The organism is Pedobacter caeni, from assembly GCF_900129215.1.
Lineage (GTDB): Bacteria > Bacteroidota > Bacteroidia > Sphingobacteriales > Sphingobacteriaceae > Pedobacter > Pedobacter caeni.
Window position 1 is genome coordinate 99,392 of the sequence record NZ_FQUQ01000002.1, and the last position, 14,974, is coordinate 114,365.

The window sequence follows — 14,974 nt, forward strand, 5'->3', positions numbered from 1 at the left end:
AACCTTAAGATGGGATTATTCGACAAATTATTCGGGAATACAGCTAAAGAGAATAAAGCCGGATTAAGAGATAAGCTCAAAGGAAAGAGGTACTTTAAATCTGAAGTTTCCAGGTGTGAGAAATGGATAAATAATGATCCTGAAGATTTTGCAAAATACATTGAACAACATGGAGAATTGTCACCTTTTCACTATATCAGCGCTTGTACGATCAGGTTGGATAAGTTCAGTAATCTATACTCACAGGGAGAATCGGTAGAAAAAATAAAACCTGTATTTAAGGAGGCACTTGAGTTTTTCCTGAAGGGCTGGTCTGAAAATTACCAGGGATGTTCACTGATACTTCAGATGCTTTCATTGACCATCTTGTTTGATCTGCCAAAGGAAGACTTCGAAAGGATGATTGATTTTATCGGAAAGACTGATCATAACAAGATCGCCGAAAGATTAAAGCCAGATTCGCTTCTCTTTTATCTTTCTGGTCAGAAAAACAAAAAGAGAGCCGGGTACAAACCTTATGAAATGCTGTATCAGATCTCACAACTGCCTGTAGGGCAAACTGAGCAGGCCATTAAAGAATACCTGAACAAGTGGTATGACCTGCATAAGGAAGCCGCATGGTATAATACGCATTTAAGAGACTGGGGGTATAGCGGCTATTGGGCATGGGAGGTTGCTGCTGTAGTCAAAGTAATGGGTTTAGACGATAGCAGCTTCAAAGACCATCCACATTATCCTTATGATCTGGTACACTGGAAAGATTAAAATATGAACCTGATCTAATTTTTAACCCTTCAGGATTTAATCAAATCCTGAAGGATTAAAAATTTCAATAGCTATTAACTAAGCGCTTTTTCTAATTGAATGGAAAAATTATTGTTTTGATTACGCGCATCGAATTCAGCAGCATACTGTTGTGCCTGGTCGTAATAGTGATCGTACAAGTCCTTTACTTTATAACGGTTTGCAGCGCTGTATAATGGATGATCATGAGGTAGTTCGATATTTACCTTTTTTTCCTGATCTTCCTGTTTTAAGGCCTCTGCCATATTCAGAGAGAAGAAAAATCTGCGGCTCGTCTTGGTAGAATCTGCCCAGGAAAGGTATTTCTCTATGTATTGCCAGCCTTTATCTTTATCTGTATAGAACAAATAAACAATCAGGTTGCCGATGGAAGTGATCAGCGAGCTGTCGTTCTCTACTTCCTGTAATCCTTCTTCTGCCTGATGGAAGAGTTCCGCTGCTTTTTCCGGTTCATTGCTCCTGATCGCCATGTAACACAGCTGGCAAAAAGTAATCACAGGTACATGGGCACAGGTATATTGTTTCTGAATCAGGGGAAGGGCTTTGGTATATGCATCTCCAAAACTACCTTCATTGATCAGGTAGGTCACCTCTGTGTCCATTTCACAAGCGTTACAATCACTTAGCTCATCTCTTGGAACGGAATTCACCAGGTCAAGAAAAACACTGCTTTTAGCAGCATCCTGCTGATACAGTGCCTCGTTGAGCTGTTTGGAATAATAGGAACGGATGCCCAGTCCTTTTTCTTCCAGCCTGCGCTTATAATCTTCCAGAACGAGTTGAATCTGTTCCAGTGGAACATCAGGATTGGAATACAATTCATTAATGATCCATTTGTATTTCCATAACAGGTCTTCTATGTCGTAATTTTCCGGATCAGCATCATAAGCGTTTAACATCCAGCTGAAAAGACTTACAAATTCTGTCCTGTCAGACAAACCCCATTCTTTATCCATTAATTCAGACCTTAAGTCATATCCCAATTCCACATCCTCATTCGAATCTGCAATCTGGATGGCCTGAACCAATAATTTTCCGGCATCCTTTGGATGGATACTTTCCTGGTTTGCACGGTTTAATAATTTCTGTACTTCTAATGTATACCTCATGGTGTAATTAAATATTAATAAAATTCTCCATCCCCATAATGATGAGGCTATGGAGTGCTTCGTTAAACAAGTTCATTTCTGTATCACTTACCGGATATTTTCCGAGCAATAGTGATTGCACATATAAAATGTGAACGATAGAAGGGAAAACATAAGGATCCTTAATCCCGATCATGCTTTTCACCAGCTTATTGTCTGCATTGAAACACAATACCGGTTGTACCGCTTTCTTTTTCGGGGCAAAAGCACTGAGCGTTGCCGTCAGCGGGTTGTTCGAAGAAACGGGTTGCTTTGTGCTGATTTCATCCTGAGGAGCCACATATATCGCCGGGGTATCTTCCGGGCTGAAGCGCTTCAGGCTGCAGGTACAGTTGAGCTTCTTCAAAACTTCTCTGGCACGGATTTCAAAATCGGCAAGCTGCGGGTCGAGGCTTACATCCACAGCATGGAAGCTGTTTAACAGGCTTCCCGGAGAGATTTGCTCAATCTTCAGGCTGCTGTCCAGTCTTTGGATTTTTTTCAATAGCTCCTCCTCAAACGTATAAGCAGCATTAATGATCAGGGTTCCCTGAGCACCTGCAATACGGCGGACCTGCTTGAAATCATCAATATTCGGGGTGTAAAAGATCGTGTCTTCCAGCTCCCTGATATTTCTGAAAGTCCGGATGCCCTTATTCGTCTCAAAAGGAAGGTCGTCAATGAATACCTGTAACAGCTCATTGTCCTCAGCTGCAATTGCTTTCAGATGGAGGTAATGCGTGCTGATCAGCTTCTGATAAATTTGGTGGTCAATCAGGCCGATAGATTTAAGGTAAGCTTTAACCGTATTGCCAATTTCTTTTTTAGCGCCTTTTAAGGCATCATTATAAACAAGGGCTTCTCTTGAAGCGATCGCATCTAAACCATCTGCATTGAGGATACAACGGATAAAAAACGCCCATTTAGGAAGTAATCTACAGTCATCATCACTCAGAAACATCCGTTTTAAAAATAGCTTATGGGTTTGCTTTCCACTAAATTGTGTTTTGTAAGGGAGGATATAAGCCACGCCTTTTACCCCACCATCTTTAGTTGCAATGGGGAAAGCATCTAAGAAGCCGGTATTAAAAGCCTTCCTGCCAATAGCGAGTAATTCTTCTTTAGTGGCAGCTGGATCCAGCCATAAGGCTCCGGCTTCATTGATCCAATGGATATTTTCCTCATGGTGAAGGTGGATCGGCATGGGTAATGCCTCTCCGTAATACTCCAGGTTCTTGCGAAAAACATCGGGCTTGAATAAATATTTAAACTCTTCTTTAGGGTAAAGGATCACCTTTGAGCCAATCGGGCGTTCTTCTTCGATCTGGGTAATGTGATAGGTTCCGTCAGATTTGCCGGTCCACCTGACCGCAGTTTCGCTTAGTGCTGATCTGGATTCCACAATGATTTCATTGCTCACCACAAAACAAGAGAGCAAGCCGATACCGAATTTGCCGATATAATCTTTCGCTTCGAAGGCCTCCCGCTTGGAACTCTCCCCGATAACGGCCAGAAACTTATGAATCTCATCTTCTTTAAGGCCAATGCCATTGTCTTCAAAGATCAGTTCCGAACGACTGCTATCAGGTAAATAAATCCTGATACAGCCTTCATGATCTTCGTCCATCGTCCTTAAAGCAGTGATTGCATCCACTCCATTCTGGAGCAGCTCTCTCACAAATGTATTCGGATTGCTATACAAATGCTCAGATAATAAGGAGATCATCCCCTTAAGGTTTACCTGAAACAAGTATTGCTGATTTTCATCCATATTATTATCTTCCTTTTTTTCTACCTGTTAATTTCATGGCCTTCTCATGGCCATTGTCTGCCGCTTTTTCAAACCAATACATGGCAGTATCTTCGCTTTCTTCTACTCCATCTCCCATAAGGTAGCAATTCCCAAGGTCAAATTGTGCACCTGCATGTTCTTCAGCCGCAGCTCTGTTCAACCATTCTATGCCCTCTTCCTTGTTCATGGTTACACCTTTACCGTTTAGCAATAAGGAACCGGTATAGTATTGCGCAGATAAATTGTTGCTCTGAGCAGCTTCATTGAACCAGCGGAAGGCTTCTTCATGGTTTTCTTTTACACCCAAACCATTCAGATAACAACGCCCGGTATGGTACATCGCATCCACATAATTGTTGTTTGCAGCCATCTCAAAATACTTAAATGCTTCGGCATTATTGGCCTCCACACCAATTCCATATTCATAGGCCAGTCCCAGTCCTTCATGTACCACTCCCATTTCCATCGCTTTCTGATAATAAGCGAAGGATTTATCAGCCTGGTCTATATGATCATAATCATACATATAATAATCACCAATTTCAAGCATGGCATGTGCAGACCCGGCTTCAGCTGCTTTTTCAAGCCATTGAAGGGCTTTTTCCGTGTCTTTTTCGACTAATCCATGCATGTAATAATAGCCGAGCTTATATTGGCCATAATAGTAGCCCAGATCTGCAGCCTGCTGCATGTAATCCAAAGCTTTTTGCGCATCAAATGAGACGCCATACTCATATTCATAGCATAAGCCGAGCTCTACCATGGCTTTTGGATTGCCTGCTTCAGCGGCCAGTCTGTAATATTCAAGTGCTTTATCCGGATTTTCTGCTACTCCTGTTCCGAAGCGATAGCAACGGCCAACTTCGAACTGGCAGTTGGCATAATCCATTTCTGCGCCTTTAAGGAAATAAGGGAAAGCCGCTTCAGGATCCGGATTTTGATTGTGGTAACCATTCTCCAGGTAAGTTCCGGCAGTATGCAGTGCAAAAGGATATTCCAATTCTGCTGCTTTATTGAACAGATCGAATGCTTTTTGATAGTTCTCTTCAATGGTTCCATCTTCATACATGAAGCCAAGCTCAGTCATGGAGTAAGGAGAATTCAATTCTACTCCTTTTTCAAAAAACTCCTGTGCTTTTTTCTGGTCAGCGGTTCCAAGTAATCCATAGCGGTAGAAACGGGCAGCGTTATTGACGGCAGTCGGGAAATCCAATTCCGCAGCCTCCTCATAATGAACGAGGGCTGTAGCAAGGTCAGGTTGATCAGTCACCACAAGGCCGGTTTCATAAAGGTAGCCAAGCCTGTTTAAGGCATAAGGCAATTTCTTTGCAGCGGCTTGTTTAAGGAGTGCTGCGCCTTCCTCTTCGTTCTTCTCTACAAGTGAGCCGTCAATCAGGAGCTCTGCTTTTTCAATGATTGCATCCAGAGAATCATTCCTGATGGCCTCATCGAGATAATAAATCCCTTCTTCTATATTAAGGGCCTGCGGAGCGTACAGGTAGAGTAATGCCAAACGGTAAGCAGAAAAATTGCTGTTATACCGTGCTCCTAATTCAAACCAGTAAATGGCCTGATCCACGTTGCCTGGCTGTTCATCAGCAGGAAGAGAATGGTAGCCTAAATGGTTGGCGGCTTCTATTGTTCCCAACTCAAAAGCATTTTTCCAGAGTTCAAAAGCCTGTTCTTTTGCAGCAGGTTCTTCAGATTGTGAGAAAATGATGGTCCCTAATCTGAATATGGCAAAATCGGATTCGTCGCTGTCCACAAGACCTTGATAAAGCACTTTTGCTGCATCGATATCGCCTTGATGGTCTAAATAATGTCCCTCAAACAACAAAGCATTTCTCTTTATTAATGGGTCAGTATTGGTTTTCAAATCGGCTATTAAAGCAGGAATCCCTTCAGTTTCCCCTTTATTTAAGGACAAATAGCCTCTGTACAGTTTATTCCATACCGAATCTGAACTCTGAAGTAAACGGAGGCCGGTTTCTTCATCTTTTTCTAAAATCACCCCATAATATTGCAGATAACCTTTCACGGCTATGGCTAAATCAACATTTTGCGCTATTGCTTTATCCAGGTATTGGGCAATCTTTGCAGGATCTCTGCGGGTGCCTCTGGCCTCGCGGTATTGAAAAGCGATTTGGGAATAAACAACCGGAAAGTGTGGTGCCAGACGTTCAAGAACTGCGATTACGGTTTCCAGATGAAAATCATAATCGGCTTCATCGAGGTAAACGGCCGATTTAAAATCGAGCCCGCCCATAAAAAGTTTTTCATACCCTTCAAATACCTCCTGACTGTTTTCCGGAAGTAAAGAGGTTGCATGTTCAAGAATTGCAAGCGCCTGATGCCAGCTTTTAGTGGTTTTAAGCTCATCTTTTGTCAGTTTCTGTAGCGCTATGGCAGGCGAAGGCCCGCTATCTTTTGCATTTTGTTGATAAGTCGTGTAAGTGGTCTTAAGGCTCATTATCTTATATGGTTATTATGAAAACTATAGTCGCAATAAAATATTTCATTTGGGAAGATAAAAAATCGCGGTCACAAAACGATGTAAGAGCAACAATTAGTCCATTTGATCATAATTAACTTGCTTATGCGATAATATTTGAAAAAACAGAATATATTTATTTTGAGCAACCCAACTAAGCCATTCAGGTTTAGCCCGGTATAGAAAAGGCTGGTTGAATGTTGTAATTGGAAATAAAACAGAAATATGACGATAACAGTAGGAGAAGTTGGAACGGCATCTGTAATTGTTACAGAAAAAGATACAGCAAGGGGGCTTTTAGGAGCGCATGAGACCGCATTGCCCGGCGATGCTTATGCAGATGTGCTGGCGACTACAAAAATGATCGCATTGATGGAACTCGCTGCCGGAAGGATATTACAGCGGATACAAACTCCACAACAACTATCGGTAGGAGTAGGGGTAAACATCAGGCACCTGGCCGCAAGCCCGATAGGAATGGAGGTGACCGCAACGGCTACCTATATCGGGCAGGAAGGTAAATTGTACAAGTTTAAAGTAGAAGCTTTTGACCGTAAGGGGAAAGTTGGAGAAGGAGAACATACCCGGGCAATCATTGAAGCCGAACGGCTCTTGTCTGCTGCAGCAAAAAGAAATGAACCTGCTTAATATATAACGTAGATTTATAGATGAAAAAGAGAACCGAAGCATCCCTTCGGTTTTTTTATGCGCGCTTTTCTTTGGTCATTCCTGTTGAAAGGTCATTATAGGTTTATTTGGAATTTTTTTTTCTGCAAAAAAAGCACTAAGTACTTGTGTATTAAATACACTATGTGTATATTGTGTATCAGGCATTTTACAATTAACCAAATCATCATCCTAATCCTAATCCCCCCAGGCCTATGTAAAACAGCAGAAATACCCCAAACCTATTAACTAACCTAACCAAATATCTTATGTTTAAAATCATCCTCAATCTCAAAAGGAGATCTCTCCTTTTGCTGGCCTTTCTATTCCTAAATTTTGGAGCCAGCGCCCAGGTCAAAATCTCTGGTAAAGTGACCAGTAGTGACGACAAATTACCCATTATCGGTGCTTCAGTAAAAGTCAAGAACACAAAGGTTGGTACCGTAACCGACGCAAATGGTATTTTTGCCATCGTCGCGAAACCCGGCGATGTGTTGTCCATTTCTTTTGTAGGCTATGGAACACGGGAAATTACCGTAGCTGCACAAAACACAATTGATGTGGTGCTCCAGCCGGATGCCAACAGTTTAAGTGAAATTGTGGTGACCGGTTATACGAGTCAGCGGAAAAAAGACCTGACCGGTTCCGTTGCAGTCGTTAACATCACCCAGCTGAAGTCGCAACCCGCGGCAAGTGCGGTGGAAGCACTGCAGGGAAAAGCTCCGGGGGTACAGATCGTAAATGACGGTGCTCCGGGATCTACTCCTCAAATCAGAGTCCGTGGGGTTACGACCATCAATAACAATGATCCTTTATATGTCATCGACGGGGTACCTTATGAGGGAAAACTCAGTTGGTTCAATCAAAACGATATTGAAAGCATGCAGGTGCTGAAAGATGCCTCCTCTGCTTCAATTTATGGAGCGAGGGCGAACAATGGGGTGGTGATCATTACCACCAAAAAAGGAACACTTGGTGCGCCTAAAGTGACGTTTGACACCTACTATGGTACACAGCGGCCAAGGAAAGGTACTTTTCCTAAAATGCTGAACCCGATGCAGTATGCGGAATACCTCTTCTCTGCCTACAGAAATGCAAATGAGACCCCCGCTACAGGAGATAATTATGGGAATGGGGCTACACCAACACTTCCGGAATACCTCGTGGCAGGAAAGATTGCCGGACAGAAAATTACAGCTGCGGATGCTGATCCCTCAAAATATAATTATAGCCGTGATCCGGGAACATTCTACCAGATTACCAAAGCTAATCAACAGGGAACCGATTGGTTTGATGCAATTACCAGGAACGCTCCCGTGCAAAATTATCAGCTGGGAGCTTCCGGAGGCGGAGAAAATGCAACCTATAGCTTTGCCATCGGGCATTTGAATCAAAAAGGAACAATTGAGTATACTGGATTTAAAAGGTATAATGTAAGGGCCAATACCACCTTCTCTGCCCTGGATAAAAAGCTTCGTTTCGGAGAAAATATGCAGTACAGTTATTCCGAAGGTTTTGGTTTTGGGGTTAATCCAAACGTGTCAGGAGAGTATCAGGATGAAGGCAGTGCCATTAGCTGGGCGTATCGTATGAATACCATTATTCCTGTTTATGACATCAAAGGTAATTTTGCCGGTAGCCGCGGAAGTCAGCTGGGAAACTCTGAAAATCCGCTGGCCTTCCTCTTCCGGGCAAAAGATAACCTGAATAAAAGCAATTTCTTCTTTGGGAATGTTTTTAGTGAGCTGGATATTGTGGATGGCCTTACGGCCAGAACGAGCTTCGGAATGCGTTATGAAAACTTTAATGGCCTGAGTATGCGTTATCCCAATCTAGAGTTTTCTGAAGGCAACAATTCAAATAACCTGAATGAATACCAGGGATACAATACCGAATGGACCTGGACCAATACCCTGACCTATAGTAAGGTTTTTGCGGAGAAACATCGTTTAAATTTATTGGCAGGTACAGAGGCCATCCGCTCCAATACCAGGCGCTTAGATGCCGGACGAAATGAGTTCTTCCTTTTGGGGGATCCCGACTACTATTACCTGGGCGGAGGTTCTAAAAATATCAGCAATATGAGTATAGGTACCCTTGGCTCTTTATTCTCCCTGTTTGGGCGTGCTGATTATTCTTATAATGACCGCTATCTGGCTAGTGTAACCATCCGCCGTGACGGTTCTTCTAACTTCGGACCAGAAAACAAGTACGGATACTTCCCCGCTGCAAGTGTTGCCTGGAGACTTTCCGAAGAAAGTTTTATTAAAGATAAGCTGAAATGGATTGACGACTTTAAGCTCCGTGTAGGTTATGGAGAAACAGGAAATCAAAGGATTCCGGGCTTCCAATATGCCAACAGATTCCAGTCTTCGATCATTAATTCTGCTTACAGCTTTGATGGGAATAATAATGTTACCCCAGGGGTATGGCAGAATAATTATCAAAACCCTGCCATTAAATGGGAATCTTTAAGCTCCATCAATGTGGGGCTGGATTTTAGCCTCTTCAAATCCACAATTGATGGCTCATTAGACTGGTACAATAAAAAGACGAGCGACATGCTTTACCCGATTCCTTTGCCTGCTACGGGAGTTGGAATGGGGGCATCGCCTTTCGTGAACGTTGGAGACATGAGCAATAAAGGAGTGGAGCTGACTCTGGCATATCATTATGGAAAGAATGACGATAAACCGTTCAAATTTGACATTGGGGTTAACTTCTCTAAAAATGTGAATAAGATTGTTAAACTGGCACCAGGAATTACAAAACAGCCTTATGGTACCTTCCGGACCTTACAGACCAGTATCCTGCAGGAGGGGCAACCTTTTGGTTCGTTCTATGGCTACGACATCTTAGGGATCTACCAGAATGCCGCTGAGATTAGCCAGAGTGCTTCTTATACCGGAGCCCGTGTAGGAGGCTTTAAGTTCAGGGATGTTAATGGAGATAATAAAATAGATCCTAGCGACAGGACCATTATCGGAAACCCGAATCCTGATTTTTTATATTCCCTGAGTTTCAATGCTTCCTATAAGAATTTTGATATTTCCATGTTCTTCAATGGGGTACAAGGCATCGACCTTTATGAGGCTACCCGTTATTTTACAGATTTTTCTACCTTCAACGGAGCCAAAAGTACAAGGCTTCTGGATGCCTGGAGTCCAACAAATACAGGTAGTAAAATTCCTTCGGCAAATATCCGTGCTTCAGATCTGGAATATGCTTCTTCAAGCTATTATGTTCAGGATGGAAGCTTTTTACGCATGAAAAACTTACAAATCGGCTATTCACTGCCAACTGAAAAGGTCTTCGGGGCCAAATGGGGGGTGAGTAAACTGAGGATTTATGCAAGTACCACCAACCTTTTTACGCTGACCAATTATACAGGACTGGATCCTGAGGTGAGTCAGGAAACGGAAACATTTTCTGCCCTTGGGGTAGACCGTGGTATTTATCCTAGTCCGCGTCAGTTTCTATTGGGTTTAAGTGTAGGTTTTTAACGATAAAAAAAGAAGTTATGAAAAAGATTAATTATATATTATTCAGCGTATTCCTGCTCACCTCAATAGGTTGTAGTAAGTCCTTTCTTGAAAAGAATCCACAGGGTGAATTGATCGGCGGACAGCTGGAAACTCAGGAAGGGGTTGATGGATTTTTAACGGGTGCCTATTCTCTTTTGAATGGAAATGTGAACGGTACTTTTGGAAACTATGGCGCCGCGCCCAGTCAGTGGCTGCTGGGAGAAGTGACCTCAGATAATGCACATAAAGGAAGTGATAACGGCGATCAGCCCAATATGAATTTATTGGAAAGACATGCACCAACGAGTACTAATGATAACCTGGAGAACGTTTGGGCACGTTGCTTTGAAGGAATTCTTCGCTGCAATAATACCCTGAAATTTCTAAGCATAGTGCAGGCCGGAGATAAGAAATTCCCGGAAGCCAGGGCGATTGAAATTCAGGCAGAAGCCAGGGTTTTGCGCGCGCATTATTATTTCTTTCTGGCCAGAATCTTTAAAAACGTACCGCTGATTACCGAAACTACTACAACTGTGGCAGTAGACAATACCCCTGATATTTATCCGGCTATCGTGAATGACCTCAAGTTTGGAGTGGAAAACCTGGGGACTGTAACTTCAAAAGATCCGGTTACAAGGGTAAATAAAATTACCGCCCAGGCCTATTTAGGAAAAGTTTACCTGTATCAAAAGAAATACCCGGATGCTTTGCCTTTGCTAAACGCAGTAATTGCCGCCAGGCCACAACTCGAAACTTTACCTTACACCAATAATTTTGACATCACGAAAGAGAATGGACCGGAGTCTATCTTTGCCGTACAACACTCAGTTGGTGCAGATGGTACAGGTGGTGATAACGGCAATGTGGGCGACATCCTGAACTTCCCTTACGGGAATGGCTTGCCAATTACCTGCTGCGGATTTTTCCAGCCCTCTATAGACCTGGCTAATGCCTTTAAAGTGGATGCCGCAGGATTGCCTTATCTGCTGGAGCAGGATTACAGAGCTAATCCTTATAAGTCTGATTTCGGTCTTAGTGATGCAGATAAAAAAACTTATGAGTTGGATAAAGCGCTTAAGATAGATCCGCGTATGGATTATACCATGGGCAGAAGAGGTGTTCCTTTCCACGACTGGGGGGTGATGCAGGGCGATTCCTGGATCCGTGAACCTTCTAACGGAGGCCCTTTTGTAGCCTATAAAAATGTAATAGACGCTTCACAGGTTTCTAGTGGGACCGGTCCGGGGAATACCAATGTAACGGGACTGAATGTAAATATCATCCGCCTGGCAGATGTTTACCTGATGGCGGCTGAATGCGAAGTGGAAACAGGAGGTGTACCGAGGGCTTTGACACTGGTCAACCAGGTGCGTGCCAGGGCTGCAAAGCTACCGGCCAAGCAAGTGGGAGGGGTAAATGTAGCGGTTTATCAGGTGAATCCTTACCCCTCTTTCCCGAACCAGGATTATGCACGGAATGCCGTACGTATGGAACGCAGATTGGAACTTGCGCTGGAAGGACATCGTTTTTATGACCTGGTGCGCTGGGGAATTGCGAAACGAACCCTGGACAGTTATTTTCAGTTTGAAGGGGAATATTTTCCTTACCTGAAGCCGGTAGTGATGGAAGACAGGGATGAATATTTTCCAATTCCACAAAACCAGATTGACCGTAGTCAGGGGGTACTGAAACAAAACCCGGGATACAACTAACGGATTACTATGATCAGAAGAAAGGGCCCTTGTGGCCCTTTTTTTTGTGGTATAGAAATCCCCGAAAGAGAACCAAATAATGCTAACTTTGGTCTGAAAGCAACCCTATTAACCAATAACCACGATAACAATTACATGAAAAAAGCTATTTTATTGTTTTTTGCCCTGTTCCTCAGCGTAACAGGATTTTCGCAAGGCGTATTGTCCTTGTTTAACCGCTCAGACGACTTCTTCAAATTGATGGAAGCGCAGAAGTTTAATGATGCCTATGCCTTTTTCGACGAAAGTGTCCATTCTAAAATTACTGCTGAAAATCTGGAGACGATTTGGAAAGGCCTGAATACTAATTTTGGGAAGGTCGTAAGTACCGATGTGGTTCAAAGTAAAACAGAAGGCGAGTTTTTTGTTGTTGCTGTAGATGTGAAATTCGAAAAGGAAACCCAGGGCTTTATGCTGGTCTTCAATAAAGCGGAGAAATTGATGGGCCTTTTTCCAAGACAGAAATCCAATGCACAGTCGTATGTAAGACCATCGTATGCGGATACTACTGCTTATAAAGAAAAAGAGGTTTATATTAAAACACCTGGTCATAGCCTGGTAGGCATGCTGACTACTCCAGCCAAAGGGACCAACTTCCCGATTGTGGTTTTAGTACATGGTTCAGGGCCAAGTGATATGGATGAAACGGTAGGAGCAAACAAACCCTTTAAAGACCTGGCTGCAGGTTTGGCTACCAAAGGGATTGCCAGCATCCGTTATGTAAAAAGGACACTCGCTTATGCTGGTGAATTTTCTAAAGTTTTCACGGTAAAGGAAGAAGTGATGGATGATGCCCTGGCAGCAGTAGCATTGGCGAAGACGGTTCCGGGAGCGGACAAAAAGAAAATATATTTGTTTGGACATAGTATGGGGGGAATGCTTGCCCCAAGAATGGCTACACTTTCTCCGGATATTGCCGGTTTGATTCTGGCAGCAGCTCCGGCAAGGAAATTAACTGATCTGATCGATGAACAAAACAGACATGCAGCCTCAACCGTAAAGGATAGTACCGGGACGGTAAAGAAACAGCTCGAAGAGGCATTGAAGGAAACCTCAAAAGCAAGGATTACCAAGCTTGGCCTGATGAAACCTGATTCTTTATTGTTGGGAATACCGGCGGCTTATTGGGTGGATCTGAACCTTTATGATCAGGTGGCAACAGCAAAAAAGCTGATCAAACAAAAGGTGATGGTTGTTCAGGGGGGATTTGACTTCCAGGTATCTCCACAGGATTTTCAGCTTTGGAATGAAGCCCTGAGTAAGAAAAAGAATGTGACCTTGAAACTATATCCTGAGCTGAATCATTTATTGAGCCCGCAAAAAGAAAAAGGGAATTTGTCGCAATACGGAGTGCCTGTGAGTGTCTCTGAAACCTTGCTGAATGATCTGGCAACCTGGATAAGGGCAAAGTAAAATTAAATGCTTTGATGGGCTGTAATCAATTGTGATTGATGTTGATCAGCTCATCAAAGCTAATTGTCTGTGCCCGGGTAAAGACCGGTTTCATTATCCAGACTGCTCAGAATGCGTTGTTTTAAGGCATCGTTTTTGAATTGCCCCTTAACTGCTTCATCCAGCAAGATGCTCTGTTGCTGATAAATAGTACAGCCATCACATACATTGGTATGTAAACGCAGTTGTGTTTTTTCTATCCATGATAAGCCAAATAACGATTTTTTCTCTATCAGCTCCGTGGCTTTCTTACAGGAAAGCAGAATCAGGTGTATGATCTTTTTCTTCATATGCGTTATCCGTTAAACCAATTGATCTGTATACATTTTCTAAGTTGCAATTTTGCCCGATGGATGATCTGCCAGTAATTAGTCGGCGTAACCCCTAACTCCTGACAAACCTCTGCTGGTTTTTTTTCGTCCATAAATTTCAGCTGAATGGCAGAAAACCAGGATCTGGGTAATTTCTTCAAACAATCCTGTAATACTTGATTAAAATCGGGATTGTCTAAGATATGGCCCGCTTCTTCCGGCCATGGCTGTGGTTTTTCCGGTACATTCCATTCCCCATCGGCATTGAACATCGTACTGAGCAGGCGATCAGATGCATGATCAGGATTTTCGGAAGCATGGTCGGGCTGTTCCGACAACGGAATGGTCTGTTTCCTGTATTTTTCGCGGTGATAATCTGTGATTTTATGTCTTAAAATTCCAAAGAGCCATGATTTGGGATCAGCTCTGCCTTCAAATTTATCAAAAGACTTCAGGGCCACTAAAAATGTTTCCTGCACGAGGTCTTCCGCAGACTCTTTGCTGGAAGTTTTATAAAAAGCCCAGGAGTATAAGCTGTCAAAGTATAAGAGCACCCAGGACCTGATTGTTTTTGTGGTTCCGGATGTATGCATTGAAGGCTCCATGGAACAAAATTAATATAATCGGGGAACGTAGGATAGAAAATATTGTTTTCCGCCATCCGGAACAAATGAAGGATGACGGAAAAAGTTATTTCTTTCGCTCTGCGAGGATGTGTTTATGCCATTTCTTCATGACCATCCTGCCTGCAAGTTCTGCTTTTTCTACATTTTTGTTCCCGATGTCCAGGTGTTTAAAAACGACTTCTGCAAGGGCATCCATAAATGGTTCATGAAGCGGTAATTCTGCCTGGACACTTGGGTTGCCCTCGGAAATCTCATTCAGAAAGAATAATGTTGCCCAACGTTCATTGCCATCCGGCCGGCTGTAGTAAAAGGGAAAAGATACCCTGTTGATAAACTTATTTATGATTTCCTCTGGTGTAACCTGGAATAAGTCGCAAAGAATTTTGAAATCTTCGGGAAGGGTAATTTTTAAATTTAGGTTCATAATTTC

At 42.9% G+C, this 14,974-nt stretch carries 11 protein-coding genes; 5 read left to right on the plus strand and 6 right to left on the minus strand.

The window, feature by feature from the left end; translation table 11 throughout:
• Positions 1-9 precede the first annotated feature (9 nt).
• Positions 10-765 (plus strand): PoNe immunity protein domain-containing protein, encoded by a 756-nt coding sequence (locus tag BUC20_RS07790; protein WP_073229758.1) that lies wholly within the window; start codon positions 10-12, stop codon positions 763-765.
• A 74-nt stretch (positions 766-839) separates the two neighbouring features.
• Here the strand turns inward: BUC20_RS07790 and BUC20_RS07795 are convergent, their stop codons facing one another.
• From BUC20_RS07795 to BUC20_RS07805, 3 genes are read right to left on the minus strand one after another with little or no spacing between them, the layout of a single operon-like run.
• A complete protein-coding gene (locus BUC20_RS07795; RefSeq protein ID WP_073229760.1) occupies positions 840-1,913 on the minus strand; it encodes a hypothetical protein in 1,074 nt (357 codons plus the stop codon).
• A gap of 7 nt (positions 1,914-1,920) precedes the next feature.
• A complete protein-coding gene (locus BUC20_RS07800; protein WP_073229762.1) occupies positions 1,921-3,702 on the minus strand; it encodes an HSP90 family protein in 1,782 nt (593 codons plus the stop codon).
• A gap of 4 nt (positions 3,703-3,706) precedes the next feature.
• Entirely contained in the window at positions 3,707-6,193 is a 2,487-nt protein-coding gene (locus tag BUC20_RS07805) for a tetratricopeptide repeat protein (RefSeq protein WP_073229764.1), read from the minus strand.
• A gap of 246 nt (positions 6,194-6,439) precedes the next feature.
• On the opposite strand from BUC20_RS07805, the gene BUC20_RS07810 reads away from it, so the two are divergent.
• The 4 genes from BUC20_RS07810 to BUC20_RS07825 all read left to right on the plus strand — a co-directional run bounded on the left by BUC20_RS07810 (position 6,440) and on the right by BUC20_RS07825 (position 13,568).
• The gene (locus BUC20_RS07810; protein WP_073229766.1) at positions 6,440-6,862 is read left to right on the plus strand and encodes a thioesterase family protein; all 423 of its coding nucleotides are present in this window, start codon (positions 6,440-6,442) and stop codon (positions 6,860-6,862) included.
• A gap of 287 nt (positions 6,863-7,149) precedes the next feature.
• Complete coding sequence (locus BUC20_RS07815) at positions 7,150-10,383, plus strand: SusC/RagA family TonB-linked outer membrane protein (protein WP_073229768.1); 3,234 nt, start codon at positions 7,150-7,152, stop codon at positions 10,381-10,383.
• 17 nt (positions 10,384-10,400) lie between these two features.
• The gene (locus BUC20_RS07820) at positions 10,401-12,116 is read left to right on the plus strand and encodes a RagB/SusD family nutrient uptake outer membrane protein (RefSeq protein ID WP_073229769.1); all 1,716 of its coding nucleotides are present in this window, start codon (positions 10,401-10,403) and stop codon (positions 12,114-12,116) included.
• Positions 12,117-12,125: 9 nt separating this feature from the next.
• Positions 12,126-13,568: an alpha/beta hydrolase gene (locus tag BUC20_RS07825; RefSeq protein ID WP_234994479.1), complete on the plus strand. Its 1,443-nt coding sequence runs from the start codon at positions 12,126-12,128 to the stop codon at positions 13,566-13,568.
• 59 nt (positions 13,569-13,627) lie between these two features.
• On the opposite strand, the gene BUC20_RS07830 is transcribed toward BUC20_RS07825, so the two are convergent.
• The 3 genes from BUC20_RS07830 to BUC20_RS07840 form a co-directional block, all read right to left on the minus strand.
• Positions 13,628-13,897 carry a hypothetical protein gene (locus BUC20_RS07830; RefSeq protein WP_073229771.1) on the minus strand — a complete coding sequence of 90 codons (270 nt, stop codon included), beginning with the start codon at positions 13,895-13,897 and terminating at the stop codon, positions 13,628-13,630.
• 5 nt (positions 13,898-13,902) lie between these two features.
• Entirely contained in the window at positions 13,903-14,523 is a 621-nt protein-coding gene (locus BUC20_RS07835) for a sigma-70 family RNA polymerase sigma factor (RefSeq protein ID WP_200800909.1), read from the minus strand.
• Between the two features lie 85 nt (positions 14,524-14,608).
• Positions 14,609-14,968, minus strand: coding sequence for a hypothetical protein (locus tag BUC20_RS07840; protein WP_073229773.1), 360 nt, complete (start codon positions 14,966-14,968; stop codon positions 14,609-14,611).
• Between the last annotated feature and the right edge of the window lie 6 nt (positions 14,969-14,974).

Bases quoted from the DNA above. Each gene is read 5' to 3' on its own strand.
- BUC20_RS07810 (WP_073229766.1), top strand. From the start codon at position 6,440: ATGACGATAACAGTAGGAGAAGTTGGAACGGCATCTGTAATTGTTACA.
- BUC20_RS07835 (WP_200800909.1), bottom strand. From the start codon at position 14,523: ATGGAGCCTTCAATGCATACATCCGGAACCACAAAAACAATCAGGTCC.
- BUC20_RS07840 (WP_073229773.1), bottom strand. From the start codon at position 14,968: ATGAACCTAAATTTAAAAATTACCCTTCCCGAAGATTTCAAAATTCTT.
- BUC20_RS07825 (WP_234994479.1), top strand. From the start codon at position 12,126: ATGATCAGAAGAAAGGGCCCTTGTGGCCCTTTTTTTTGTGGTATAGAA.
- BUC20_RS07830 (WP_073229771.1), bottom strand. From the start codon at position 13,897: ATGAAGAAAAAGATCATACACCTGATTCTGCTTTCCTGTAAGAAAGCC.
- BUC20_RS07790 (WP_073229758.1), top strand. From the start codon at position 10: ATGGGATTATTCGACAAATTATTCGGGAATACAGCTAAAGAGAATAAA.
- BUC20_RS07815 (WP_073229768.1), top strand. From the start codon at position 7,150: ATGTTTAAAATCATCCTCAATCTCAAAAGGAGATCTCTCCTTTTGCTG.
- BUC20_RS07800 (WP_073229762.1), bottom strand. From the start codon at position 3,702: ATGGATGAAAATCAGCAATACTTGTTTCAGGTAAACCTTAAGGGGATG.
- BUC20_RS07795 (WP_073229760.1), bottom strand. From the start codon at position 1,913: ATGAGGTATACATTAGAAGTACAGAAATTATTAAACCGTGCAAACCAG.
- BUC20_RS07820 (WP_073229769.1), top strand. From the start codon at position 10,401: ATGAAAAAGATTAATTATATATTATTCAGCGTATTCCTGCTCACCTCA.
- BUC20_RS07805 (WP_073229764.1), bottom strand. From the start codon at position 6,193: ATGAGCCTTAAGACCACTTACACGACTTATCAACAAAATGCAAAAGAT.